The organism is Tsukamurella soli (assembly GCF_039541155.1).
Lineage (GTDB): Bacteria > Actinomycetota > Actinomycetes > Mycobacteriales > Mycobacteriaceae > Tsukamurella > Tsukamurella soli.
Window position 1 is genome coordinate 1 of record NZ_BAABFR010000062.1, and the last position, 24,214, is coordinate 24,214.

At 70.0% G+C, this 24,214-nt stretch carries 23 protein-coding genes; 6 read left to right on the top strand and 17 right to left on the bottom strand.

The window, feature by feature from the left end:
- The 8 genes from ABD908_RS17500 to ABD908_RS17535 form a co-directional block, all read right to left on the bottom strand.
- Positions 1–301: GNAT family N-acetyltransferase (locus tag ABD908_RS17500; RefSeq protein ID WP_344998268.1), on the bottom strand; the 301-nt coding region annotated here is incomplete at its 3' end.
- A complete protein-coding gene (locus tag ABD908_RS17505) occupies positions 298–1,383 on the bottom strand; it encodes an alpha/beta fold hydrolase (RefSeq protein WP_344998270.1) in 1,086 nt (361 codons plus the stop codon). The genes ABD908_RS17505 and ABD908_RS17500, both read right to left, overlap by 4 nt.
- Positions 1,367–1,702, bottom strand: coding sequence for a hypothetical protein (locus tag ABD908_RS17510; RefSeq protein WP_344998272.1), 336 nt, complete (start codon positions 1,700–1,702; stop codon positions 1,367–1,369). Before ABD908_RS17510 ends, ABD908_RS17505 begins: the two co-directional genes overlap by 17 nt.
- Positions 1,703–1,865: 163 nt before the next feature.
- Positions 1,866–3,647, bottom strand: coding sequence for an alpha/beta hydrolase (locus ABD908_RS17515; protein WP_385924712.1), 1,782 nt, complete (start codon positions 3,645–3,647; stop codon positions 1,866–1,868).
- Positions 3,648–3,802: 155 nt separating this feature from the next.
- Positions 3,803–4,282, bottom strand: coding sequence for a DUF5130 family protein (locus tag ABD908_RS17520; RefSeq protein ID WP_344998274.1), 480 nt, complete (start codon positions 4,280–4,282; stop codon positions 3,803–3,805).
- Positions 4,269–4,520, bottom strand: a complete 252-nt coding sequence (gene ctaJ, locus ABD908_RS17525) for an aa3-type cytochrome oxidase subunit CtaJ (RefSeq protein WP_344998276.1) — start codon at positions 4,518–4,520, stop codon at positions 4,269–4,271. The genes ABD908_RS17520 and ctaJ overlap by 14 nt, the downstream gene beginning before the upstream one ends.
- Before the next feature lie 97 nt (positions 4,521–4,617).
- Complete coding sequence (locus ABD908_RS17530) at positions 4,618–5,205, bottom strand: HNH endonuclease (RefSeq protein WP_344998317.1); 588 nt, start codon at positions 5,203–5,205, stop codon at positions 4,618–4,620.
- A gap of 198 nt (positions 5,206–5,403) precedes the next feature.
- Positions 5,404–6,774: a TetR/AcrR family transcriptional regulator gene (locus ABD908_RS17535; RefSeq protein ID WP_344998278.1), complete on the bottom strand. Its 1,371-nt coding sequence runs from the start codon at positions 6,772–6,774 to the stop codon at positions 5,404–5,406.
- 74 nt (positions 6,775–6,848) lie between these two features.
- Here ABD908_RS17535 and ABD908_RS17540 point away from each other — a divergent pair, with 74 nt between their 5' ends.
- Both ABD908_RS17540 and ABD908_RS17545 read left to right on the top strand, forming a co-directional pair.
- A complete protein-coding gene (locus ABD908_RS17540) occupies positions 6,849–7,232 on the top strand; it encodes a globin (protein WP_344998280.1) in 384 nt (127 codons plus the stop codon).
- A gap of 61 nt (positions 7,233–7,293) precedes the next feature.
- Positions 7,294–8,880, top strand: a complete 1,587-nt coding sequence (locus ABD908_RS17545; protein ID WP_344998282.1) for a glycoside hydrolase family 13 protein — start codon at positions 7,294–7,296, stop codon at positions 8,878–8,880.
- Positions 8,881–9,005: 125 nt separating this feature from the next.
- Here ABD908_RS17545 and ABD908_RS17550 read toward each other — a convergent pair whose 3' ends face one another.
- From ABD908_RS17550 to ettA, 4 genes are all read right to left on the bottom strand, one after another.
- Positions 9,006–9,638, bottom strand: a complete 633-nt coding sequence (locus ABD908_RS17550; RefSeq protein ID WP_344998284.1) for a DUF8185 domain-containing protein — start codon at positions 9,636–9,638, stop codon at positions 9,006–9,008.
- Positions 9,635–10,120, bottom strand: a complete 486-nt coding sequence (locus ABD908_RS17555) for an acyl-CoA thioesterase (RefSeq protein WP_344998286.1) — start codon at positions 10,118–10,120, stop codon at positions 9,635–9,637. The genes ABD908_RS17550 and ABD908_RS17555 overlap by 4 nt, the downstream gene beginning before the upstream one ends.
- 48 nt (positions 10,121–10,168) lie before the next feature.
- A complete protein-coding gene (locus ABD908_RS17560; RefSeq protein WP_344998288.1) occupies positions 10,169–14,953 on the bottom strand; it encodes an NAD-glutamate dehydrogenase in 4,785 nt (1,594 codons plus the stop codon).
- Positions 14,954–15,085: 132 nt separating this feature from the next.
- Positions 15,086–16,759: an energy-dependent translational throttle protein EttA gene (gene ettA / locus ABD908_RS17565; RefSeq protein WP_344998290.1), complete on the bottom strand. Its 1,674-nt coding sequence runs from the start codon at positions 16,757–16,759 to the stop codon at positions 15,086–15,088.
- 523 nt (positions 16,760–17,282) lie between these two features.
- Here ettA and ABD908_RS17570 point away from each other — a divergent pair.
- A complete protein-coding gene (locus ABD908_RS17570) occupies positions 17,283–17,567 on the top strand; it encodes a hypothetical protein (RefSeq protein ID WP_344998292.1) in 285 nt (94 codons plus the stop codon).
- 204 nt (positions 17,568–17,771) lie between these two features.
- Here ABD908_RS17570 and ABD908_RS17575 read toward each other — a convergent pair whose 3' ends face one another.
- Complete coding sequence (locus ABD908_RS17575; RefSeq protein ID WP_344998294.1) at positions 17,772–18,710, bottom strand: undecaprenyl-diphosphate phosphatase; 939 nt, start codon at positions 18,708–18,710, stop codon at positions 17,772–17,774.
- Positions 18,711–18,829: 119 nt separating this feature from the next.
- Positions 18,830–19,354: a single-stranded DNA-binding protein gene (locus ABD908_RS17580; protein ID WP_344998296.1), complete on the bottom strand. Its 525-nt coding sequence runs from the start codon at positions 19,352–19,354 to the stop codon at positions 18,830–18,832.
- Between the two features lie 301 nt (positions 19,355–19,655).
- Here ABD908_RS17580 and ABD908_RS17585 point away from each other — a divergent pair, with 301 nt between their 5' ends.
- Together ABD908_RS17585 and ABD908_RS17590 are read left to right on the top strand one after the other, a co-directional pair.
- On the top strand, positions 19,656–20,540 hold the full coding sequence (locus ABD908_RS17585) for a universal stress protein (protein ID WP_344998298.1): 885 nt from the start codon (positions 19,656–19,658) through the stop codon (positions 20,538–20,540).
- A 116-nt stretch (positions 20,541–20,656) separates the two neighbouring features.
- Complete coding sequence (locus ABD908_RS17590; protein WP_344998300.1) at positions 20,657–20,854, top strand: hypothetical protein; 198 nt, start codon at positions 20,657–20,659, stop codon at positions 20,852–20,854.
- 173 nt (positions 20,855–21,027) lie between these two features.
- On the opposite strand, the gene ABD908_RS17595 is transcribed toward ABD908_RS17590, so the two are convergent.
- From ABD908_RS17595 to ABD908_RS17605, 3 genes are all read right to left on the bottom strand, one after another.
- The gene (locus ABD908_RS17595; protein WP_344998302.1) at positions 21,028–21,375 is read right to left on the bottom strand and encodes a hypothetical protein; all 348 of its coding nucleotides are present in this window, start codon (positions 21,373–21,375) and stop codon (positions 21,028–21,030) included.
- Between the two features lie 10 nt (positions 21,376–21,385).
- Positions 21,386–21,934 (bottom strand): YceI family protein, encoded by a 549-nt coding sequence (locus tag ABD908_RS17600; protein WP_344998304.1) that lies wholly within the window; start codon positions 21,932–21,934, stop codon positions 21,386–21,388.
- 170 nt (positions 21,935–22,104) lie between these two features.
- Positions 22,105–23,337: a PucR family transcriptional regulator gene (locus ABD908_RS17605; RefSeq protein ID WP_344998306.1), complete on the bottom strand. Its 1,233-nt coding sequence runs from the start codon at positions 23,335–23,337 to the stop codon at positions 22,105–22,107.
- A 311-nt stretch (positions 23,338–23,648) separates the two neighbouring features.
- Here ABD908_RS17605 and ABD908_RS17610 point away from each other — a divergent pair, with 311 nt between their 5' ends.
- Positions 23,649–24,041 (top strand): PPOX class F420-dependent oxidoreductase, encoded by a 393-nt coding sequence (locus tag ABD908_RS17610; RefSeq protein WP_344998308.1) that lies wholly within the window; start codon positions 23,649–23,651, stop codon positions 24,039–24,041.
- Positions 24,042–24,214: the final 173 nt, after the last annotated feature.

A 24,214-nucleotide genomic window follows, 5' to 3' on the forward strand; every position in this document is an offset into this window, starting at 1 on the left:
GGGCCGCCCGCACGAGGGCGCGCCCGACGCCGCCGCCGCGGCCCGCCGGGCGCACCACCAGCCGCAGCTCGCCGACGTGGTCGGACCAGCCGGGCAGCCGGTTGACGGCCGAATAACCCACCACCGCACCGTCGTCGCCCACCGCGACCCACCGCAGCTCGGGGTGCGCGAGCAGCCGCGTCACCTGCGACGGGTCGTGCAGATCCTCGCGGATCAGGGTCCGGTCGGATTCGGACAGCGACGCGAACAGGTCGACGAGGCCGTCGGCGTCCGTCGCGGCCAGGGGGCGGATCGTCGTCATGGGACAGGCTCGCTCTGCTTCTCGAGGAATTCGATGATGGTCGGGATCGTGGTCTTCGCCGCGGTGCGCCCGACGACGAGCCCGATGTGGCCCCCGGCGAGCCGGAGGTCGGTCTTGTCGCGCGAGCCCACCAGGTCGAGCACCGGCGCGGCCGCGGCCTCGGGGACGATGTGGTCCCTCTTACCCAGCACGGACATGAACGGGACCGTGATATCGCTCAGGTGGACGCGGTCGCCGCCGAGCACGATGCGGTCGGTCATCAGAGCGTTGTCCCGATACAGCATGTCGACCATCTGGCGCGCCACCGCGCCCGGCAGCGGGATGTGGTCGGTGCCCCATCCCTGCATCGCCTGGTAGGCCGCGACGTAGTCGTCGTTCCACAGCTTCTCGAGCAGATCCACGTAGCCGGTCACCTCGGCGACCGGGCGCAGCGCGCGGAAGGCGTTGTACACCACGGACGCCGGGACGTTGCCCTCCTCGTCGAGCACCGCGTCGAGGTCGACCTGCGAGTCGCCCAGGGCGATCTCGACCATCTCCATGTGCTGTAGATCCACCGGGCAGGCGACCACGGTGAGGCTGCGGATCGGGGTGTCCGGGTTGTGCGCGGTGTGCAGCAATGTGAGCACGCCACCGAAGCAGTAGCCGAGGAGGTTGATCTTCTCGGCGCCCGAGGTCCGACGCACCTCGCGGATGGCGGCCGGGATCGCGCCGTCGACGTAGTACTCCAGGTCGTTCTGCGCGTCCCGCGAATCGGGTTCACCCCAGTCCAGCAGGTACACGTCGAACCCCGCCGCCTGCAGGTGCTCGATGAAGCTGTTTCCCGGCGTCAGGTCCACGATGTAGCTGCGGCTGATCAGGCTGAAGACGATCAGCAGCGGCGGCCTGCGCCGGACGTCGTCGGTGCGGTAGTGGAACAGCTGCGCACGCCCGTTCCGCCACACCGTGTCCTTCGGGCTGGCACCCAGCCGCGGCGCCGAGAGCCCGGCGGCCATCTTGATGCCGTTGCGTGCGCGCAGCGCGTTGCGCTCGACCTCACGGCGGATCCGCTCGACGATGCCGCCGGCGTCAGGAATCGCGGGCACCGTCGTCCCCCTCGGTCAGGCGGCGCCGGTCGTCGTCGCGCCTGCGCTCCGCATCGCGCGCCGCCAGCTCCATGCGCAGCTGTCGCAGCTCGAAGTCCATCTCGCCCAGCTGGCGCCGGAGCCGCCGGATATCCGACGCCGCAGGGATGTTCACGAGATGCAGCAGTCCGGCGTTGACCCCGTCGATGCGCGAGCCGATCGCACGCCGCACCTTGACGACGGCCTTGCTCGCCTCGGCGAGCTCGTCGGACCGCACAGCGGCCTCCACGCGCGGGGTCACCGCTCGCTCGACCGCGTCGTAGACGTCACGCAGTCCCATCTTCGTGTCACCATCCTTCGGCGTGCCGAACCCGCGGCCGGCGGAAACCGCGCCCCGCCGATCATCGTGGCAGGGGACGACGCCCCGCGCGGGGGTTTGGCGGGAGCCGGCCCGTACGTATCACCGAGCGGATACGCGCGCACCGCGGCGACGCCACGAAGAGCTACCCCTGGTCGTTGAGTAGCGGACGCAGCCGGGCGGTCTTCTCGGGCGTCCAGCCGGGCGGGTCGAGGATCGCCGCCCATGCGTCGGCGACGGCGGCCACGTAGTGGTGCCCGTGACCGTCTGGCACGTTCGCGGCGACTGCCATGTCGGCCGAGACCTGGAGGAACGTGACGATCGGGATCCAGTGGACGCTCGACAGCACGTCCGCCCCGCGTGGTTCCCGCAGCCAGTCCGGCTCGCGGAACAGCAGATTCACGTTCCACCACCCGATCGGGTCGGACGGGTGCTGCAGGTAGACGATCCGCGGGTACCCCCACGGGGCGGCCGGCCGACTGAGGTCGGCCCCGGTCGCGGCGAACCGCACGTTGCGGCCCTGCTGATACACCGGAAGTCGCTCCGGCGATCCGGGATCGCGATTCGCCGTGATCGACCGCCACATGGTGTTGTTGAACGTCGGCCCGGAGAAGAGGGCACCATCGGTGCGGGCGATGATGTTGTTCGCGGACAGGAAGGGCGCCTCACCTCCGAACGAGCCGAGGCTCTCGCCGAACACCACCAGCTTGGGCCGCTGTCCCTCGGGCAGCGCTCGCACCCGCGCCGACACGGCCTCGAACAGGTCCTGGCCTGCCTGCCGGGCGTTCTCCTTGTCGACCAGGAACGACAGCCAACTGGGCAGATACGAGTACTGCATGCTGACGATCGCCGTGTCTCCGTTGTACATGTACTCCAGCGCGTCGGCCTCGGCCTCGTTGATCCACCCGGTGCCGGTCGTCGTGGCCACCGCGATCACCTTGCGTTTCAGCCCGCCCGCGCGCACGAGTTCCCGGACCGCGAGGTCGGCGATCGCGCCGAGCCGGTTCGGGGTCCCGGACGGCACGGAACCCAGCCCCGCGTACGCCCGGATCGGCGCCACGGCCGGTGCGCCATTGAACGCGGTCAGTTTCGCCACCGTCGTCGACGACGACACGAACACCCTGCCCTCGCGGCCCAACGACGCCCAGCTCGCGAGGGAGCCCGGGCCACCCGAGAGGACCGACGATGTCGGGGCGGCCTGATCGGGCTGCTCCTCGTTGTTCGCGGCCGAGAACGTGCTGTTCAGCACCGACATGGCGACCCGCACGACGACGCCGTTGATCAGGGCGATCCCTACCGCCACCACCACCGCGACGGCGACCACGCCCGACAGACGGGGCGGGGCCACGCGCTCGAGCTGCCGGATGATCAGCAGCACCAGGGCCCGAAGTCCCCGCGCGAGCTCCACCAGCGCGAACAGAACCACCAGGCTGAGTGCTGCGATCAGCGGATAGTCGTGCCACACGAGGTGCGGGACGCCCATCAGGTCCCGCACCTCGCGCTGCCAACGGTCGAACCACACGATCATGCCGACGGTGCCGATCAGCCCGGCCACGAACACGATCATCCAGGCCGTGTGCGGCGGCGGGGGCGTCGAATCCTTCGAACGCAGGTACTGCACGAGCCACACCGCGAACACCCCGAGGCCGTAGCCGATCGCCCCCGCGCTGCCGCTGACGAGCCCCTGGAACAGTGGGCCACGCGGCAGCAGCGACGGCGTCAGGGACAGCCACAGGAGCACCAACCCGACTGCCGTGCCGGTGCAGGTGTAGTTCCGTTGCCACCATCTGCTCGCGGCGCGCTCCGCGGCCGTCATCTCCGCCCGCGCCTTCCGCGCCGGGCCTACCCGCACCACGCGTCGGGCCTGCCCGTCCGGCCGGCCGTCGCCCGTCGGCTCCGGCTCGACGGCGGCCGTCGGCTCGCCCACCACAACCCCCGCACCGTCACCCCGGTCGCCCGCCTCGCACTGCCCAGCCGACTCGCCCCTCGCCATTCCCTGGACATTAGCCCCCGGCACGGCCAAGAGACGTCGAAGCCCGCCCGGACGGAATCCGGGCGGGCTTCGACGTCGATTCGGTGGATCTACGCCGTGGGCGGCTTCACAGCCGCGGACATGACGCGGAGGGCGGCGATGAGGCCGTCGATCAGCTCGCCACGCTGGAACGGCGGGATCGCGGCGGTCACGCCCAACTGAGCGACCTTGTCGCCCAGCTTGTACTCGACCTTGGTCCCGGTCAGCACCACGATGTCCTTGGTGTTGGGCGACACGGCGATCAACACGGCGTACTCGGGCTCCGGCACGCTGTGCAGCACGGCCTCGGCGCCCGCGAAGGCGTCCGTGCCGAGGTCGCCGATGTATACCGAGAATCGGGCGCCCGCGTCGCGGGTGGCACGGATCAGGGCCTCATCGAGCGCGACCAGCTCGTCGCGGCGGAAGGGCGGGAGGACGGGCTCGGACTCCGGGCGACGCGCCGCGGAGATCCGCCCGCTCGACGTGATCGCCGAACCCATAGGCAGCGAGCCGGCGGGAATCGCTACGGTCTGATGATCACCACTTGCCACGAGCGGCACCTCCGATCAGGTTCGCGTCGGCGTCGAGATGCTCGCCGTGAGGCGCGATGGGCGCCTCGTCGACCGCACTGAACAGCAGAGGGTCCCGCGTCCACGGGTCACCCAGCCGGTACTCGCCGGGCTGCTTGTACTTCTGGTTACGCCCAGTGGCCATCGAGACGACGACCGCGATGACCACCAGAATGGTCACCACCACCACGATCGTCCCGACGATGTTGAGTGCGCTCACCCACTCGCCCTTTCTCGCTCGGACTCGCCCGACCGCTCGACCGGGTCAACCCTCGGTCTCCTACCGCGTGTAGTCGACCCAGTGCACCTAACTTAGCCTATGCCGCACCCATATCGAGATACTGGCACCAGGTCGGGTGCACGTCTTTGATCGTCGACAGCAGGCGCCAATGCCGACCCTGCGGGGCACGCGGTTCGACCCGCAGCTTCCAGCCCAGTTCGGACAGCAGGCGATCCGCCTTCCGGTGGTTACACGAGGCGCAGCACGCGACACAGTTCTCCCACGAATGACCGCCGCCACGAGACCGCGGTTGCACGTGATCGATGGTGTCGGCCTTGCCACCGCAGTACCCGCAGCGGAACCGGTCGCGGTGCATCAGCGCAGCCCGCGTCATCGGTACCGTCGCCCGGTACGGCACCCGCACGTACGTCCGCAGCCGGATCACCGACGGCACAGACAGCGAACGGTCCGCTGAATGCACCAGCGGACCGTTCGGATCGTCGTGGACCACATCGGCCCTATCCCTGAGCATGAGGACTATCGCCCTCCGCATGGATATCGCGGTGAGTGGCTCGTATGTCGCATTCAGCAGCAGCACCCGGTGCTTGCCCCAGACATTGCGCGTGTCGACGTGGCTGTCGATGGCGGTCACCGTGGCGGTGCCGGCTCCGGTCGTCCGGTTCATCATCACCAACCCGTCGTCGGGCGCCCGATCACTCCCGGGCACTGATCCATCGCGCCCGGCTGCCCCGGGCGCCCTAAGTAGTGCACCACGACGGACGGCCACTTGCACGCCAATTCTGCGGCAACACGCTCTACGCACACGTGAACACTGTGTAGCGCCGGCGACAACGACGCCGCTGGGACGTTCCCGGAGCCGGGGTCAGCGGGTGGCGAACAGCGCGGCGTAGAGCACCCGCGGCGCCACGTCGACGACGGCGTCGAGGTCGCTCAGGTACGCCTCGCCCGCGAAGGCGCCCGCCACCGTCCGCTCGATGGTCCACACGAGCGTCGCGGCGTACGGGGCCGCGGGTGGCTCGTCGACGATCGGGGTGACCTGGAGAGCAGCAGAGACCGAGCCCGGGGCGACGGTGGCCTGCCGCTCGGCGCGCGCAGCCTCGACGAGGGTGGTGAAAACGTCCGCCATGCGGGAGAGCGCCTGCAGGTACGCGGTGCGCAGCTCCGGCAGCCGGGGCCACACGTGCACGGCATTACGGATGACCGCGCCGCTGAGCACGTCGGCGATGCGCCGGCCTCGGACCGCCGCGATGAACGCCGCCTCGTCGGTGACATCGATGCACGCAAGGCTCGCGACGGCGTCCACGAGGACGTCGGCGACCGATCGGAAGAGGGCGACGAACGCGTCCTCCTTGCTCCGGAAGTAGAAGTAGAACGACGCACGCGAGGTACCGGCGCGGTCGAGTATCCTGGCGACGCTGATCTCGGCGAGCGGTGACGCCTCCAGCAGGGCGGCCATCGCGCCGAGGATCCCACGCGACGTGTCGGAGTCGACGCCGTCCGCCTGCGGTCCGAGCCGTGCGGCGGCCGGCGCGGTCCCGCTCGCGGGCACCCGGGCGAGCGAGCCTCCCACGGCGCCGGACACCAGACCGTTCGGCGCGCGGCGGCCGCGTGAACCGAGGACGGCCGCCTCGGCGAGTGCGACGAGTGGCTCGACGACGTCGGTCGGGGACTTCAGCAGCGGATCGAGGCCCCGCGCACTCACGTAGAAGGCGCGCTCGGCGCCGGATACCAGCATCGCCGCAAGCAGAGCGGGTGCGGGGCCGTCGGGGGCGCCCCCGCTCTCCCGCTCGTACACGATCTGCTCGCGGATCGCGGCGACGAACCGGGCGGAGGTGAACTGCCACGCCTCCGCGACCACCGGCCGGCTGTGCATGTGCTCGACGACGGCGCAGATCACCGCGCCGTGCTTGGACCACATCCCGAGCGTGTGGTCGAGGCGGTCACCTATCGCGCGGGCTCCGGTCGGATCCGCCGCGTTCCACGGCGCGTCGTCGGAGTAGGACTCCTCGAACAGCCGGCCCAGCATGGCCACGAGGACGCTGTACTTGTTCGCGAAGTAGTGGTAGAAGTTCGCGCGCGACAGCTTGGCACGCTCGATTATCTGGGCGACGGTGAGCGACTGCAGGGAGGTCTCGGACAGCAACCGCTCGGTGGCCTCGAACACCGCCAGCTCCGAGGGGGACGTACCGTCGGACTCGCGCGGGCGCCGGCGGCTGAACGCACCCTGAGCCATGGCTGGATTTTACCACTATGTCTGGACACCGCCCCTGGTCGTCGTGCCAGGTCAACGGGTGGGAGACTGGCGGCGTGAGCACGTTCTACGACGAGGTCGGCGGCGCCGACACGTTCGGTGACCTGATCCACCGGTTCTACCAGGAGGTGGCGACGGACGAGTTGCTCCGCCCGCTGTACCCCGAGGAGGACCTCGGTCCCGCGGAGCACCGGCTGCGCATGTTCTTCGAGCAGTACTGGGGCGGCCCGCGCACCTACTCCGAACTGCGCGGGCATCCGCGGCTGCGTATGCGGCACATACCGTTCCGGATCACCCCCGTCGAGCGGGACGCGTGGTTGCGGTGCATGCACATCGCCATCGCGTCGATCGGCGACGACCGCCTGGATGCCGCGCACCGCGCGGAGCTGACCGCCTACTGTGAGATGGCGGCGCAGTCCATGGTGAACGCCGCACTGTGAGGTCCGGGCGGCGACGCACCGTGCCGCCCAGCAGCAGAACGTGTCGAGAACAGGGAGTGTGATGGCCGAGTCGAAGCCGTGGTGGCGGGACGCGATCTTCTATCAGGTCTACCCGCGGTCGTTCGCGGACTCGAACGGCGACGGCGTCGGTGACCTGGGCGGGATCACCTCCCGCCTGGGGTACCTCGAGCTGTTGGGCGTCGACGCGTTGTGGCTCTCGCCGGTCATGGTCTCGCCGATGGCCGACCACGGCTACGACGTGGCGGACCCGCGGGACATCGACCCGTTGTTCGGCACCCTCGCGGACATGGACGAGCTGCTCGCCGAGGCACACAGCCGCGACATGCGGGTGACGATGGACCTGGTGCCCAACCACACGTCCGACCAGCACCCGTGGTTTCAGGCCGCGCTGCAGGCCGCGCCCGGCAGCCGAGAACGGGTGCGATACATCTTCCGCGATGGCCGCGGGCCCGATGGTGCCGAGCCGCCCAACAACTGGCCCAGCGTGTTCGGCGGTCCCGCCTGGCACCGGATCACGGAGCCCGACGGCACGCCCGGCCAGTGGTACCTGCACCTGTTCGCGCCCGAGCAACCCGATCTGAACTGGGACGACGAGGAGGTCTTCGAGGACCTCGCGAAGACCCTGCGGTTCTGGTTGGACCGCGGCGTGGACGGCTTCCGGATCGACGTGGCGCACGGTATGGCGAAGCCCGAGGGTCTGCCGGACATGGAGATCACCCACAACGAGTTGCTGGTCAACGACGACGACGATCTGCGGTTCAACAATGCCGGCGTGCACGCGATCCACCGGCGGCTGCGCGCCGTGATGGACGAATACCCAGGCCGGGTCACCGTCGGCGAGGTGTGGGTGCGCGACAACGAGAAGTTCGCCGAGTACATCCGCCCCGACGAGCTCCACCTCGGGTTCAACTTCCGCCTGGCGGAGGCGAAGTGGGGGGCCACCGAGTTCCGCGAGGCGATCGAGAACTCGCTCTCGGCGGTCGAGTCGGTGAACGGTGTCGCCACGTGGACGCTGTCGAACCACGACGTCGAGCGGGAGGTCACGCGGTACGGCGTGGACGCCGGTGCGACGCCCGAGGTCGGTCTTGCCCGGGCCCGGGCGATGCTGCTCGTCGAGCTGGCGCTGCCCGGCACGACGTTCATCTACAACGGCGCCGAGCTGGGACTTCCCAACGTCGACCTGCCGGACGAGGCGCTCACGGATCCCGTGTGGAAGCGATCGGGGCACACCGAGCGCGGCCGCGACGGCTGCCGGGTACCGCTGCCGTGGGAGGGCACCACACCGGCGTACGGGTTCTCGGAGAACCCCGACACCTGGCTGCCGATGCCCGGCGATTGGGCCGACCTGACGGCCGAGGCGGAGCTCGAGGACCTGAGCTCGACGGTGACGCTGTACCGCACGGCGATCGAGCTGCGGAAGACGCGCCCGGAGTTCCGCGGCGACACGGTCGAGTGGTACGGCGCACCGGTCGGCTGCCTGGCGTTCCGACGGATCGGCGGGCGTCTGACCTGCGTGCTCAACGCGTCGGACGAGGCCGTCGCGCTGCCCGGCGGTGAGCTGCTGCTGTCCAGCGCGCCGCTGGTCGACGGAAGGCTGGCGCCGGACACCGCCTGCTGGCTGGTGTGAGCCTGTTCGAGGCCTGCTCCGGATGAGCAGCCGGCGGCCGGCTCACGCGGCCAGAATGCGCTTCCGCGGCCGGCCCGCCGCACCGGCACCTTTCCGGCCGCGGGAAGTGCGCCCGGCGCACGAGCTCAGACCAGCAGCCGCGGACCGGTGACGGCGCGCTGATACAGCGAGCCGAATCGCGCGTCGAGGCGCAGCCAGGTTGCGGTCGCGCGCACGCGGACCGGCTCGTCGGCGCCGTCGCCGGCGAACCCCATCGCCTCGAGCGCGAAGGCGGTCCGCAGCTCGATGTCGACGCTGAGCCCGGCACCGTCGTCCACATGCAGGACGTGCGAGGCGAGCAACGACGGTGGCGGGCCCGCCGGGCCGGACACCTCGCGTCCCATCTCCGCGCCACGCTCCGCGATCCCGCGGAGCACCGCCGCCGGGACGGTGTCGACCAGTAGGAAGCCGTCCGCGGGCGGCAACGCGCCACGCCACGCGGAGTCCATCGCGTAGCCGGTGTCGAGCTCGGCGTCCCCCGCGCGGAGCGACTCGTGCAGCGTCCCCCCGGAGGCCACCAGCGAGTCCGGGGCGACGGTGCCGGGCAGCACCCGCACCACGAGCACGCCGAAACCCGTTGTCCCCCAAACCTCCACCGCGTCAGGCGTGCGGCGGCGCACCCGCACGACCGCGGACTCGTCGGTCCGCAGCAGTCGGCCCAGGAACGCTGTCAGGTCGCCGCGGCCGGACCCGTCGATGCGCAGGTATCGCTCGCTCACGCGGGGGCCGGCTCCGGCTGGAAGTCCTTCAGATATGCGCGCTGCTCGGCTGAGAGGCGGTGCACCCGCTGATTCTCGACGTCGAACGCAGCCAGCCGGACGGTGGCGAGCACTGCCGGGGCCGCATCGGGGTCGTCGTCCACACCACGCACCTCGTGCTGGACGACGAAGTCCGCCGCGCGCACCCGGGCGGTCGACAGCGTCACCTGGAGCGGCGAGTCCTGGTGCCGCAGTTGGCCCTTGTAGTCGACCTCGAGCCGCGCGACCAGCAGGCCCGCCTCCAGCGGCTTGGTGGGTGCGTCGGGGGCGAACAGCAACGGGATGCGCGCCTCCTCGAGAAGGGTCACCATCCGCGCGTTGTTGATGTGCTGGTAGGCGTCCATATCCGACCAGCGGACGTCGACAGGTACCACGAGGCCACGAGGCGTACGCCGCCCCCTGATCCCCACCGCAGTGAAGCTGTGCCCGGTATCGAGTTCCACGGCGTAGACACTAGTCGCGCCGCCCGACTCGATACCGGGCCCGGTGACCTACCGGATGAGCGATCGCAGCGCGCGGGTCGCCACCGACAGGCTGGACTCGTTCTCGATCGCCTGGTCCAGGATCTCGGTGAGCAGCCCGCGCACGCGCCCGAGCCGATTGGCGTTGCGCGCCTCCCACTCAGCGATCTTCTCGTCGGTGGTGTCCTCGGGATCGGTCATCTCCAGGACCACCACGGCGAGCCGCCGCACCGCGCCGTACACGTCGTCGCGCAGCGCCAGACGGGCCATCTCGCCCCATCGGCCCTCCCGCGGCAGTTCCGTGACCGCGGCGAGGATCTCGATGATGTGCAGCCGGCGCTGCAGCGCGAAGTACAGCTCGCCGGTCTCGTCGAACTGCCGGTCGGTGATGTCGGCGATGTCGGCGATGTCGAGCATGCTGAAGCGGTTGAGCATCGAGTACACGCGGTACGCCAGGTCCCGGGGTACCCCGTCGGCCACCGCCGCCTCGATCCCGGCGCGATCGCGCTCGTCGAGCTCGATATCGAACGTCGGCATCTTGCGGATCAACTCGCGCACGGGGTCGGAGTAACGGCTCACCTCGGCGCCGATCGCGATGGGCTGGGGCCGGTTGGCCAGTAGCCACCGCGCGGCGCGATCGAGGATCCGGCGGCTCTCCACAAGCAGCGCGTTCTCGGTCTGCGACGACACCCCAAGGGCCTTGATTCCCGCCCACAGCGCGTGCAGGTCGAAGATCTCAGTCGCCGCGACGAACGCGCGGACGGCGTCCTCGGCGCGGGCCCCGGTCTCCTCCTCGAGCCGGAACGCGTAGGTGAGGCCACCGTCGTCCACCACCGAGTTGGCCACCATCGTGGCCACGATCTCGCGGCGCAGCGGGTGGGAGGTGATCGCGTCGCCCGCGCGGTCACGCAGCGCCGCCGGGAAGTACGACAGCAGTCGCCCCACCAGCACGTCGCTGTCCGGTAGGTCACCGGCGAGCAGCTCACCCTTGAGCACCAGCTTGACGTGCGCCATCAGGTTGCACAGTTCCGGCGAGGTCAGCCCGCCGCCGGCCGCGCGGCGGCGCCCCAGCTCGGCCGGGGTGGGCAGCGCCTCGAGCTTCAGGTCGACGCCGTGGCGGGTGGACAGCCACAGCAGCATCCGCCCGTGCACCTCCGCTAAGGCGTGCGCCTGCGTCCGCGACACGCTCAGCTCGGAGTTCTGGCTCACGTTGTCGTCCAGCACCAGCGCGGCGACGTCGTCGGTCATCGACACCAGCAGGTCGTGCCGCTCGGCGGGATCCAGTGCGCCCGAGGATATCTGCCGGTCCACCAGGATCTTGATGTTCACCTCGTGGTCCGAGCAGTCGACGCCGGCCGAGTTGTCCATCGCGTCCGTGTTCACGCGGCCACCGCCGCGAGCGAACTCGATCCGGCCCAGCGCGGTGACGCCCAGGTTGCCACCCTCGCCGATCACCTTGACGCGCAGCTGGTCGCCGTCCACACGGATGGCGTCGTTGGCGCGATCGCCCACCGCCGCATCGGATTCCGCGGACGCCTTCACGTAGGTGCCGATGCCGCCGTTCCAGAGCAGGTCGACAGGGGCCAACAGCACGGCGTGGATCAGCTCCGGTGGGCTCATCTCGGTGATCGTCTCGTCGATGCCGAGCGCAGCGCGCATGTTCGGCGTGATGATCACCGACTTCTGCTCCCGGCTGAACACGCCCCCACCCGCGCTGATCAGGCTGGTGTCGTAGTCGGCCCACGACGACCGCGGCAGCGCGAACATCCGTGCGCGCTCGGCGAATCCGGCCGCGGCGTCCGGGGTGGGGTCGATGAAGACGTGCCGGTGGTCGAACGCCGCCACCAGGCGGATGTGCTCGGACAGCAGCATCCCGTTGCCGAACACGTCGCCGCTCATGTCGCCGACGCCGACCACTGTGAAGTCCTCGGTCTGGGTGTCGTGGCCCATCTCGCGGAAGTGCATCTTGACCGACTCCCACGCGCCGCGGGCGGTGATGCCCATCGCCTTGTGGTCGTACCCCTCGGAGCCACCGGACGCGAATGCATCGCCCAGCCAGAACGAATAGCCGTGCGCCACGTCATTGGCGATATCCGAGAACGTCGCGGTGCCCTTGTCTGCGGCGACCACGAGGTACGTGTCGTCGCCGTCGAGCCGCACCACCCGCTCGGGCGGCAGCACCGCCCCGTCTGCGCCCAGGTTGTCGGTGACGTCCAGCAACGACGCGATGAACAATCGGTAGCAGGCGACGCCCTCGGCGCGCTGCGCGTCGCGGTCGGCGGCCGCGTCGCCGGTCGGGGCCGGCGGCCGCTTGAGCACGAACCCGCCCTTGGCGCCGACGGGGACGATCACCGCGTTCTTGACCGCCTGCGCCTTGACCAGGCCCAGGATCTCGGTGCGGAAGTCCTCACGCCGATCGGACCAGCGCAGGCCGCCGCGCGCGACCATCCCGAACCGCAGGTGCACACCCTCGACCCGCGGCGAATACACGAAGATCTCGAACCGCGGCCGCGGCTTGGGCGCCTCGGGGATCTGCTCGGGCTCGAGCTTGAACGACAGCACCGCGCGGGGCGACCCGTCGGCGTCCCGCCGGAAGTAGTTGGTGCGCACCATCGCCTGCACCACGTGCAGGTAGGCACGCAGCACGCGGTCGCTGTCGAGACTGGTGACGGCCGCGAGTTGCGCCGCGATCCGCTCGGTGGCGGCGGCGACGGCCGAGGGATCGGCGGTTCTCGCGCCCGGCTCACGAGTGACGCGGTCGGGGTCGAACGTCGCGGTGAACAACTCGACGAGCGTGGTCGCCGCTGCGCGGTGGGCCAGCAGCACCTGCGCGATGTGTCCGCGCGTGTAGGCGAATCCGCACTGCCGCAGATACATCGCGACTGCACGCAGCAGCGCCACCTGTCGCCAGTCCAGGCCCGCCGAGAGGATCAGCTCATTGAAGCTGTCGACCTCGGCACGCCCCTCCCACATCGCGAGGAGTCCGTCGGCGGCCAGGCGACGCAGGTCGCCGACGCGCGCATCGGCTTCGTCGCCGGCGAGGCCGGCCCGGGTGGCAAGCTGCAGTGATGGTGGAATACCCAGGCCGAAATCGTATACTGCGCAGTCGATCCCGTCGGGCCGATGGAGACTGTAGGGACGCTCGTCCAATACCTCCACACCCAGCGACTGCAGCAGCGGCAGGATCTTCGACAGACTGACGGAACCGCCCGCGAGGTACATCGTGAACCGGAGGCCATCGCCCGACTCGTAGAAGTTGAGGTCGACACCGCCGGGCCCCAGCGCGTCGATCCGCGCGAGGTCGTCCAGACCGCGCCGGGCGCTCATGTCCTCCTTGTAGTTCGCCGAGATCCCGCCCGCGTACCGTGTCAGCAGCGCCGAGTCCGCGTCGGACGCGCCCGCCAGCTCCGCCAGATCCTCGTCCCACGTGCGGCTGGTGACGGCGAGCAGTTCCTCGAGCCGAGCCTGCTCCGCCTCTCCCAGCGCGGGCAGTGGATTCCCGCCGTCCGGGATCAGCGTGAACTGGATCGTGGCCGTGGCGGATTCGGTGACGCGAGCCGTGAACCGGTCGGCGTGCAGGCCGGTCTGTTCCGCCAACACCGTGGCCAGGCGCCCCCGTGCCCGCGAGTTGTAGCGGTCGCGCGGGAGGTAGACCAGCGCGGTGACGAAGCGGCCGAGCGGGTCCTCGTGCAGAAACAACCGTAGGTCGTGGCTCGTGCGCAGGTCCCGCAGCGACGCGAACGTGCGAGCCAGCGTGGGCTCGCTCTCGACCAGCAGGTCGAGGCGGGGGTAGGTCTGGATGAACTCGAGCACAGTCTGTCCGGTGAAACTCGCCTGGGTCAGCCCGAGCTCCGCGAACACCCCGCTGACCTTGGCCGACACCAGCGGGATGTCGAGCACGTTGGCGTGTTGGCCGAGCACCGTCAGCGCGAGCGCGAAGCATGCCACCTCGCCACTGTCGGCGGGTCGCAGCAGCAACAGGAACGGCGCACCGGCGGTCTCGATGCCGAGCGGGTCCGCGAGCTCGACGATCGCGAGCTCGCCGGGCGTGGCGGGTGCCGCGGCGGCGACCGCGTCCCGCGCCAGCGAGGCCAATGCCGGCACCCGCAGGACGCCGAGCGAGCCGCCGTCCCCGTCGACCGCTGTACCCAGGTGGCCGATCAGTTTTCCGTGGCCCTGCGCGAGCCAGGTCATCAGGTCGGCGGGGGCCTGGCCGAGCGGCTCGTGCGCTGCCTGGGCCGTGGCGGCCGCGAACCGCGCCGCCAGCAACTGCGCGTCCTGCTGCACGCGGGCGACCCGTTCGAGGGCGACGGTGACGGCCGCGGTGACGGCGTCCAGCAGGGGGGCGTCGGTGTCGGCGCCGAGCCGGACGTGGATCCAGGACTCGCGCAGCTCCCCGTCGGGAGCGGCGGCGTCGGTGAGCCGGTCCGGCCCCGCGGACACCAGCGCGCCGTCCGCAGCGCGGGTGACCGTGAGGAGCGGATGCAGGATGTCGACAACGGTGCCGCCGGACTCGCGGGCGGCGTCGGACACGGTCGCGACCAGCAGCGGCATGTCGTCGACGACCACCTGGAGCGCGGGGCCCACCGGATCGTCGGTCCGGTAGGCCCGAACCAGGAGCTGACCGGGTGCGCGGCGGGCCGCCAGGGACAGGTGCGCAGACGTGACGGCCGCACCGAACTCGGTTCCGGCCAGATCGCTGCCGCGGAGGTACACCTCCTCGATCAGGGCGGGCTCGCCGCCGCTGGTGCCGGACTGCGGCGCGCCACCGGCGAGGGTGGCTCCGGTGGATTCGGACTCGGTGCGCGCGGACATCGCGTGGTCACATCCTCTTGAGGCGTAGTCGCCGACCTCCGCCGCGGAGGGTGCCCGGGCGCGGTGGCCTGTGCTGCAGGAATGGGGCTGTTAACCCCTCCGCAACACTAGCCACCGGCGCCCGGCACGTCATCAGTCTCGCGTAAGTTTCCGGTGGGTAACCCGATGCGGGCGCGCCGCGTCGGCGCCGAGCCGCTCCACCTTGTTGGCCTCGTACGCCTCGAAGTTGCCCTCGAACCAGAACCACTGCCCCTCGGAGACGTTGCCTTCCCACGCGAGGATATGCGTGCAGGTGCGGTCGAGGAACCACCGATCGTGGGAGATCACCACGGCGCAGCCGGGGAACTCCTGCAGCGCGTGCTCGAGCGAGCTCAGGGTCTCCACGTCGAGGTCGTTGGTCGGCTCGTCGAGCAGGATCAGGTTGCCTCCCTCCTTGAGGGTGAGCGCGAGGTTGAGCCGGTTCCGCTCGCCGCCCGACAGGACCTCGGCCGGCTTCTGCTGATCCGGCCCCTTGAAGCCGAACGCCGACACGTACGCCCGGGACGGCATCTCGTTCTGACCGACGGTGATGTGATCCAGCCCGTCCGACACCACCTGGAAGACCGTCTTCTTCGGGTCGATGTTCGCGCGGTTCTGGTCGACGTAGCTCAGCTTCACGGTCTCACCCACCTTGACGTCGCCGGAGTTGGGCTGCTCGAGTCCGACGATCGTCTTGAACAGCGTGGTCTTGCCGACGCCGTTGGGGCCGATGACGCCCACGATGCCGTTGCGCGGAAGCGTGAACGACAGGTCCTTGATCAGGACCCGCTCCCCGAACCCCTTGTCCAGATGCGACACCTCGACGACCACGTTGCCCAGGCGCGGCGGCGTGGGGATCTGGATCTCATCGAAGTCCAACTTGCGATGCTTCTCGGCCTCGGCCGCCATCTCGTCGTACCGGGCCAGACGCGCCTTGTTCTTGGTCTGCCGCGCCTTGGCACCGGACCGGACCCAGTCGAGCTCCTCCTTGAGGCGCTTCTGGAGCTTCTGGTCCTTCTTACCCTGTACCTCGAGGCGCTCGGCCTTCTTCTCCAGGTAGGTCGAGTAGTTGCCCTCGTACGGGTGCAGCTGGCCGCGGTCGACCTCGCAGATCCACTGCGCCACATGGTCGAGGAAGTACCGGTCGTGGGTCACGGCCAACACTGCGCCGGGATAGTTCGCCAGGTGCTGCTCGAGCCATAGCACGGACTCGGCGTCCAGGTGGTTGGTGGGCTCGTCGAGCAGCAGCAGGTCCGGTGAGCTCAGGAGCAGCTTGCACAGCGCCACGCGGCGGCGCTCGCCGCCCGACAGGTTGACCACCGGCTCGTCCGGCGGGGGGCAGCGGAGTGCGTCCATCGCCTGCTCCAGCTGGGAGTCGATGTCCCACGCGTCGGCGTGGTCGAGATCCTCCTGCAGCCGACCCATCTCCTCCATGAGCTCGTCGCTGTAGTCGGTGGCCATCAGCTCGGCGATCTCGTTGAACCGGTCGAGCTTGACCTTGATCTCGCCGAGGCCCTCCTCGACGTTCTGCCGTACGGTCTTGGTGTCGTCCAGCGGCGGCTCCTGCAGCAGGATGCCGACGGTGGCCCCCGGGGCGATGAACGCCTCGCCGTTGCTGGGCTGGTCGAGACCCGCCATGATCTTGAGGATCGACGACTTGCCCGCCCCGTTGGGACCGACGACGCCGATCTTGGCACCCGGGTAGAACGCCATGGTGACGTCGTCCAGGATCACCTTGTCACCGTGCGCCTTGCGCACCTTCTTCATTGTGTAGATGAACTCTGCCATACAATACCCCCTTCTAGCTGGGCTTATTAGGTTAGCCTTATCGTCAATGTCACCATTCCGCCCGCCGCGACACTTCCGCGAACAGCGCCAGCGCCCACCCCCATCCCGGAGGGCGGGCAAGTGCGCCATGACACGGGGTCCAGCCTAGCGGGGGGCCACGACCACTCGACGCCTCGCCCACACCCCCGCCACCGGAGCCGGACACACCCCCCGGCCGATCCGCCAGCGTCGCCCTCGAGAAGGACGCAGGCGCGGCAGGGCTACGACCGGCAACGTAAGGCGTCTTTAGTAACTTTTTACCAACTCATGGTTGTTCGGGTATGGTCGGCACGCAAGGACGTGGGCATGCGACGCAGGGAGGACGGTCGCCGCGATGACAGCGCGACGACGCCGAGCAGGACAGCGTGAACCAGCAGGTCCTACAGGCGAACAACGACTCCCGAGGTGCCTTCAGCGGCTTCGCGAAGTGCTGGCAGATACACCCGCCGAGCGACCGCTAGGTGCCCGGAACGAGGAGACTCGCATGAGGTGGCTGCTGCGAAAGCCGGCACGTGAGCGGGCCGCGCAGCACGAGGGTTCCGCCTGGGGGACGCGACAGGCGATCGGGAACGAGATCGCAGTACTCGGGGCCGAGATCGCACTACTCGGGGCCGAGATCCTGTCGATCGATCCCTGGACCGCGCCGATGAGCGAGGTGCGGCGCTGCCTGGACATGCAGCACCAGCGCAGAATCCTCATCGCCGAACTCTCCTGCTGCGTCGACCGGTCTCTTGCGGCACCACAGCGGTCGGTCCACCAGGCGACGTAGCGGGTGCTGCCGCTCCGCTATCCAGGCGATCACTCGACGATCGAGGTCCCGTGCACGCGGCCCGATAGCGATTCTTTTCAGGCGCTTACCGACGGTGCGCCGCCCCACCGAACGTCCGGACGCTCACCGACGGTGCCGGTGCCACCGGCGCCCGCCCGCAAGTCGCCGACGGCCCGACTGTCGCGGGCGATCGGTGGGCGCCGGTCAGGCCCCGACGGCGAGCAGCCATACGATCGACACGATGCCGGCGATGATGCAGTAGAACCCGAACGGGCGCAACGTGCGGGTGGCGAAGTACCGCGTCAGGAACCGCACCGACACGTAGGCGCCGACGCCGGACAGCACCGCACCGAACAGCACCTGCGGCCAGATGCCGCCGGCGTCGGCGAACAGCGACGGCAGCTTGAGCACCCCCGCCGCGAGGATCACCGGGGTCGCCAGCAGGAACGCGAACCGCGCGGCGTCCTCGCGGGACAGGCCCTTGAACAGTCCCGCCGTGGTGGTGACGCCCGACCGGGAGATTCCTGGCGCCAAGGCCAGGATCTGCGCCGCGCCGATCGCAACGGCGGCGCCGACGCTCAGGCGGGCCAGCCGCTCGTCGGACAGCGGGCCGCTGATCCGCTCGTCGACGTACTCGTCCTCCGCCGGCGCCTCGGCGCGACGGTGGCTGCCGTGCGACACCGCACGCCGCGCGGAGATGTACTCGATGGTGAGCAGCACGAAGCCGTTCACGATCAGCAGCGCCGCCGTCGGGAACGGCTTGGCCAGGTGCGCGCGCATGAAGTGGTCGCCCGCCATCCCGACGAGGCCGACCGGGATCGTCGCGAGGATCACCAGCCAGATCAGCCGCTGATCCGCGGTCTCCACGCGACGCGTTCGCACCGTCTGGAAGAACGCCCCGATCAGCCGCACCCAGTCGCGCCAGAAGTAGGCGATCAGGCCGATCGCCGTGGCGACGTGCAATGCCACGACGAACGACAGGTACTGCCCCCCGTCGGCGGACATGTCCAGATCGCGCTTCCACGACCCGCCCACCAGCGCCGGGATCAGCACACTGTGTCCCAGGCTCGACACCGGGAAAAGCTCGGTGACCCCCTGCAGCAGGCCGGTGACGCCTGCTTCCAGCCACGTCAGATTCGACATCGACCCTCCTCGCGGTCCATCTCGCCCGATGTTCCTCGGGCGCCCGGCCGTGCCGCTTCGAGCATCGACAGCCCCTGCGGTTCTACCCGATGCAACCTGAGCACCACCTGAGAGCGCACTCAGAAGGGCGGTTCGTCCGCTCCAACCGCCGCCGGCGGCTTCCCGGCACCGTCGGGCTGCGCGGCGTCGCCGACGGTGTCCGGCGGCGCGCCGAAGGGGTCGCCGGCACCATCGGGCTGCGTGACCTGTGGCGCGGCCACGAGCGCCTCGCGGGTGCGCTCGCCGAAACCCATGTACTCGGCCGTGCAGTGCCGAAGATTGAGGCCGATGGCGTCGGCGTGCAGCTCGAGCGAGTTGCGCTTCTGGCCGTCCGCCCCGATGTACGGCTCGTGCCGCAGCTCCCCGTGCACCACCACCGGTCGGCCCTTCGCGACGGCCCCGCGGGCGTTGCGCGCCAGGCGCCCGAACGCCTTCACGTTGAGCCACAGGGTGCTCGTCTGCACCCAGGTCCCGTCGTCCTGGTAGCGCCCACTGTTGTGCGCCATCGCGAATGACAGGAAATCGTTGTCCGGTCCTTTCGCCGACTGCGTGAACCGCAGGTCCGTGGTCACCTTGCCTGCCGCGAAGATCCGTACCGCCGCCATGTCTCCCCCTCGTGTCCCCCGTGGCCCGCCGGTCCGTTCCGTGCGGGTGTGCTCATCGTGCATCGCGGGGCCGACGGTGCCGGGGCCAGGCGGGCCCGCCTGTGGACGGATCGGCACATATACGCATCCCTGTGCAGAACCCCCACTCCTCGGTGAGGCCGCCCGCGACCGGCTCGCGCGATCGGGTCGCACAGCGTGCGGCGCCGCCGTACGGTCGAGGTGGCCGGCCAGACGAGACCACCACGCGCACAGGAGCTCCCACCGCGTTCGGCTGGAATCGGCGAATACGAGAGGCTGCACGATGAGACTCCTGGTCGGCTATCTGGCCACCGACAGCGGCGCCGACGGCGTCGCGCTGGGCATCCGACTGGCGCGCACCCTCGGCGCGTCCCTGGACATAGCCACCGTCGTGCCACCCGGTGACGCCGCCGGCTATGACGACGTCGTGGCGACGGCAGCGCAGGAGTGGCTCACCGAGGCGGCGGCCACGGTGCCGGACGACATCGCGACGGCGACCCATGTCGTGGTCGACGAGTCGTTCGCACTGGGTCTGATCGACCTGGCGGAGCGACTCGACGTCGAGGCGATCGTGGTCGGCGCCGCCCGCGACGGCCTGCTGGGCCGCCATTCGATCGGCTCGGTCACGACCGAGCTCCTGCATTCGTCGCCGGTTCCGCTGGCGTTGGCCCCGCGCGGCGCGCGCCTCGCCACCACCGCGCGGATCCGCCAGGTGACCTGTGCCATCGGGACTCGTTCAGGAGCAGGGCTCCTGCTCGACACCGCGGTCCGGGCAGCGCGTGCCACCATGAGGGGCGAGGACGGGGAGGCGGATCCGGTGCCGCTGCGCCTCGTGTCGCTGATCGCGCTCGACCCGCTCCCGGTGAGCCTGCCGGATGCCGACGAGGTGCGCTACAACCGTGCCCGTGCACACACGCAGGCGCTACTCGCCGCCGCTGAGGCGGCGCTGCCGGCCGGCTTCCCCGTCACGACCGAAGTGGGCGAGGGCCCGACGATCGAGGACGCAGCTGCCGGCATCGATTGGCAGGACGGCGACCTCATCATGGTCGGATCGTCCCGGCTGGCGATGTACCGTCGCCTGTTCCTGAGCACGACGGCCGCGAAGATGCTTCGAGTCCTGCAGATCCCGATGGTGGTCGTACCCAACGTGGAGCAGGAGCGCACCTAGGCCCTAGGCCGCACTGAACGCCATCATTGTCTGCGCGAACAAATCTCGGTGGTCGTCGCGATGAACCCTCGCCTCGAGGCCCTGGGCACCCCCTGGGCGTGACTAGCTTCGAGGGCATGGCCACCGATCAGAACACCGGTACAGAGGACGCTTCGGAGATCTCGTCACTCTCGGAGACCCCGCAGGAGGCCGCGCAGGACGACACCGACGCGCAACTCGCCGCAGAGGAGTCCGTCGGGGCCGACCTCGCGGGGGACGTCGTCCCCGGCCCCGGCGGAACCTATGACGAGATCGCACCCGACGACGGGGCGTAGTCCCGCTCTGCTCGTCACTCGTTCCCGTCGTACAGCAGGTGGTAGATCACCAGCCCGGCGAAGGCCGCTATCGCCACTGATACGACGACGAGCAGGATCTCGAACGCGACCACCATGCGCATCTCCTCTGGTCGGGACGCGTCCTCCGGTAGGGCGCGCCGGGTGCATCGTCGTCAGCCGAGGACGCGCCGCCACGGCGTGGTGAGTGCGCCGACGACGTCCTGACCCGCATCCTGCTGCCGGAGCAGCGCGGCGAGGGCTGCGTCCTCCGCGAGGACGGACAGGTGCTCGGACGACGTGCCGCCCAGTTCCAGCGGCGCGATCGCCTCTGCTATCGCCTTCTTCAGCGCGACGAGGTCCCGAGTCCCGTAGAGGGCGGTGAACAGGGCGACGGCGGTCGTCCGCACCTGCGGCCCGGCGTCATCGGTGCGATCGGCACGGGCGGTCTGTTCGCCTGTCAGCGTGGCGATGGCGTCGAGGATCGCGGTGACCCCGGCCGACTCGGTGACGTGTTCGTTCATTGCGGGCTCGCTACCGCGCCGCTTCGCGGGTCGCCGATATGTCGAGCGACAGCGACACGACGTCACCGACGACCTTGTCCCCCGTCTCCAGGGGAACATCGATGGTGATGCCGAAGTCCTGGCGGGTGATCTGGGCGGTCGCCTCGAAGCCGATCACCTCTTCGGTGCCCATCCCGGCGTTGCGGCCCAACAACGTGACGTCCAGGGTCACCGGCTTGGTGACGCCGCGGAGCGTGAGGTCGCCGGTGAGCGTGTAGCGCTGGTCACCGGCGGCGAGGACCGAGGTCGACACGAAGGTGGCCGTGGGGTAGTCCTCCACGTCGAGGAAGTCCCCGCTGCGCAGGTGGGCGTCGCGGTTGACGTTGTGGGTGGTCAGCGACCCCGTGTCGACCTCGGCCGTGACCTTCGCGGCACCGTCGTCGCCCACGGTGATGGTCCCGGAGAACGACTCGAACGAGCCGCGCACCTTGCTCACGATCAGGCGGCGCACCGAGAACTCGATCGACGAGTGCACGGCGTCGATGATCCAGGAGGACGGTTCGACGGATGACTGAGGCACAGGGGCACACCCTTCGATCGGGGTAAGGTCGCCCCAACACGTTAACGCACGAAAGGACCATCACGAGGGCCGAAGCGAGCCGTTGTCAGCCGCCCCAGACAGCCTTGTACGGATCGACAGACGACGCGGGCACACCTGGACGCGCGGCGCGGCCCGGAGGTATCGGTGCCTCACGGCCGCACCCCCACCGCACCGCCGCCGGTGCGCGCAGCGCCACCGCCGGGGTTCAGCCGGAGGGCATAGACGGCTGCCGTGAGTTCGGCCACATCTGTCGGGCTCGACAGGTGCCGGCTGGTCATGTCCTGCAGTCGGCGCAGGCGATAGCGCACGGTGTTCGGGTGGCAGTACAGGAACGGCGCCGCGTTGTCCGCGGATCCCGACTGCTCCAGGTAGACCCACAACGTGTCGATCAGCAGGGTGCGGTCGTCCGCGGGCAGCGCCAGCACGGGACCGAGCACCCGGGCGGCGAGCCTGACCCCCTCGTCGGGCGAACACACGACCAGCGCCGCGAGCGGACTGGCACTGAAGACGTGCACACCACTCCGCAGCGCCGGGATCATCTGCAGCGCGGCCTGGGCCAGCCGAGCGGATCGGGGCGCGTCGACGACGCTGTCGGAGACCGGACTGACCCCGGCCCGGGCACCGGGTATCGACTCCAGCACACGCACGACCGTGTCCACCGGCTCGTCGCGGAGTCCGATCACGCCGAGCTGCTGCGCGGGCGTCAAGCGCCACCCCGACGGAATACCCCGCTCCGCGAGCCTCTCCTCCACCTCCGGCAGCCCCTCCTCAGCGACCCGCGGTGTATCGGCGACGACGACCACGTGACGACCGCCGGGTGGGAAACCGAGCAGCGACGCCGCCTCCCACGGCCCCGAATCCGGGGTCGGGTGCCCGGTGAGCAACGCCTCGACGAGTGCCGACCGGCGCCGGGACTGGAACACCAGCATCGACGCGCTGACTTCGCGGTACGCATCGGTCGACGCCACAGCGTGCTGGTCCATGACGTCCACCAGCGTCGTCACCGCATCGAGGAGCGCGGCGGGCGCCTCCTGCGAGAGCAGGCGTTCGTGGTCGAGCATCGCCTTCCACAACGAGCGAAAGGCGATGCGGTAGACCTGCAGCACCTCCGGTAGCGGGGCACCCTGGCGGGCCCGCCGGCCCGCGATCTCGCGGGCCTCGGCGAGGTCCACACCGTTTGCCTGCCCGCGCGCGACGGCGTCGACCGCCATGTGGAGGAACGTCTCCACCGACCTGCGCAGCTCCTGCACCGGCACGGTGGTGCTCGTGTCGGCGTAGAAGGGGATGCGCGCGACCACCTCCTCGACCACGACCTCCGCCACGCCGGCGAGCTTCGACGCCGCCCACACCACCATGTCGCTCTTCTCATCCTCGATGGTCAACCGCTCGCACTCCGTCCGTCGATGGTCCGTTCGGTGCAACTCCGCGGCATCGCACTCGAACCCGACGCGATCGATAAGTGATCAGCTGCCCGCTCTCGGGCCTTCGAGGTGACACCCGGGATCAAACCTAACAACCCGACGGGCTGCCCGCCGCTCGCGAAATCCACGTGACGTCTCGGCCGTCTCGACCGCCCGGTGGATATCCTGGCGACGGCATCCACTGCAGCACGATCTGCCACTGCAGCACGATCTGCATCACCCTCACGCCGGCCCGCGCCGCGCGCCGGGGCCCGACCGCCAGGAGAACCGAAGTGACCGACTCGTTGTCCGACCACGCCCGCAGCATCATCGAGGCCCCGGTACTCGCCACCGTCGCCACCCTCCAGCCGGACGGCTCGCCGCAGCTGACGGTGGTGTGGGCGCACACCGACGGGGACGCGGTCGTGTTCTCCACGATCCGCGGCCGGCGCAAGACCGACAACCTCGACCGCGATCCGCGTGTGAGCATCTCGTGGATCGCGCCGGACGACCCGATGGACACCGTCGAGGTGCGTGGCACCGCCGAGCTCATCGACGATCCGACCGGCCGGCTGATCGACGATCTGTGCCACAAGTACCGCGGCACGTCGTGGACCGAGCCCGACCCCGGGAATCAGCGGGTGATCGTCCGCGTCACTCCCACTCGGGTGCGCGCCGGGCACTGAGCCCGTTGGCCGCACCCGTTCCCGGGGGGACCCCAGCGGGTTGCGGACGGGGCGGTGGGCGCCCATCCGCAACCCGCTGTCGCGTTTCGTGCACCACGATTCCAATTCTGGCCCGGGCGAGCGATCCAGGACGACACTGGCCACGACGCATGCGGCCGGCGCGTGCCTGATCC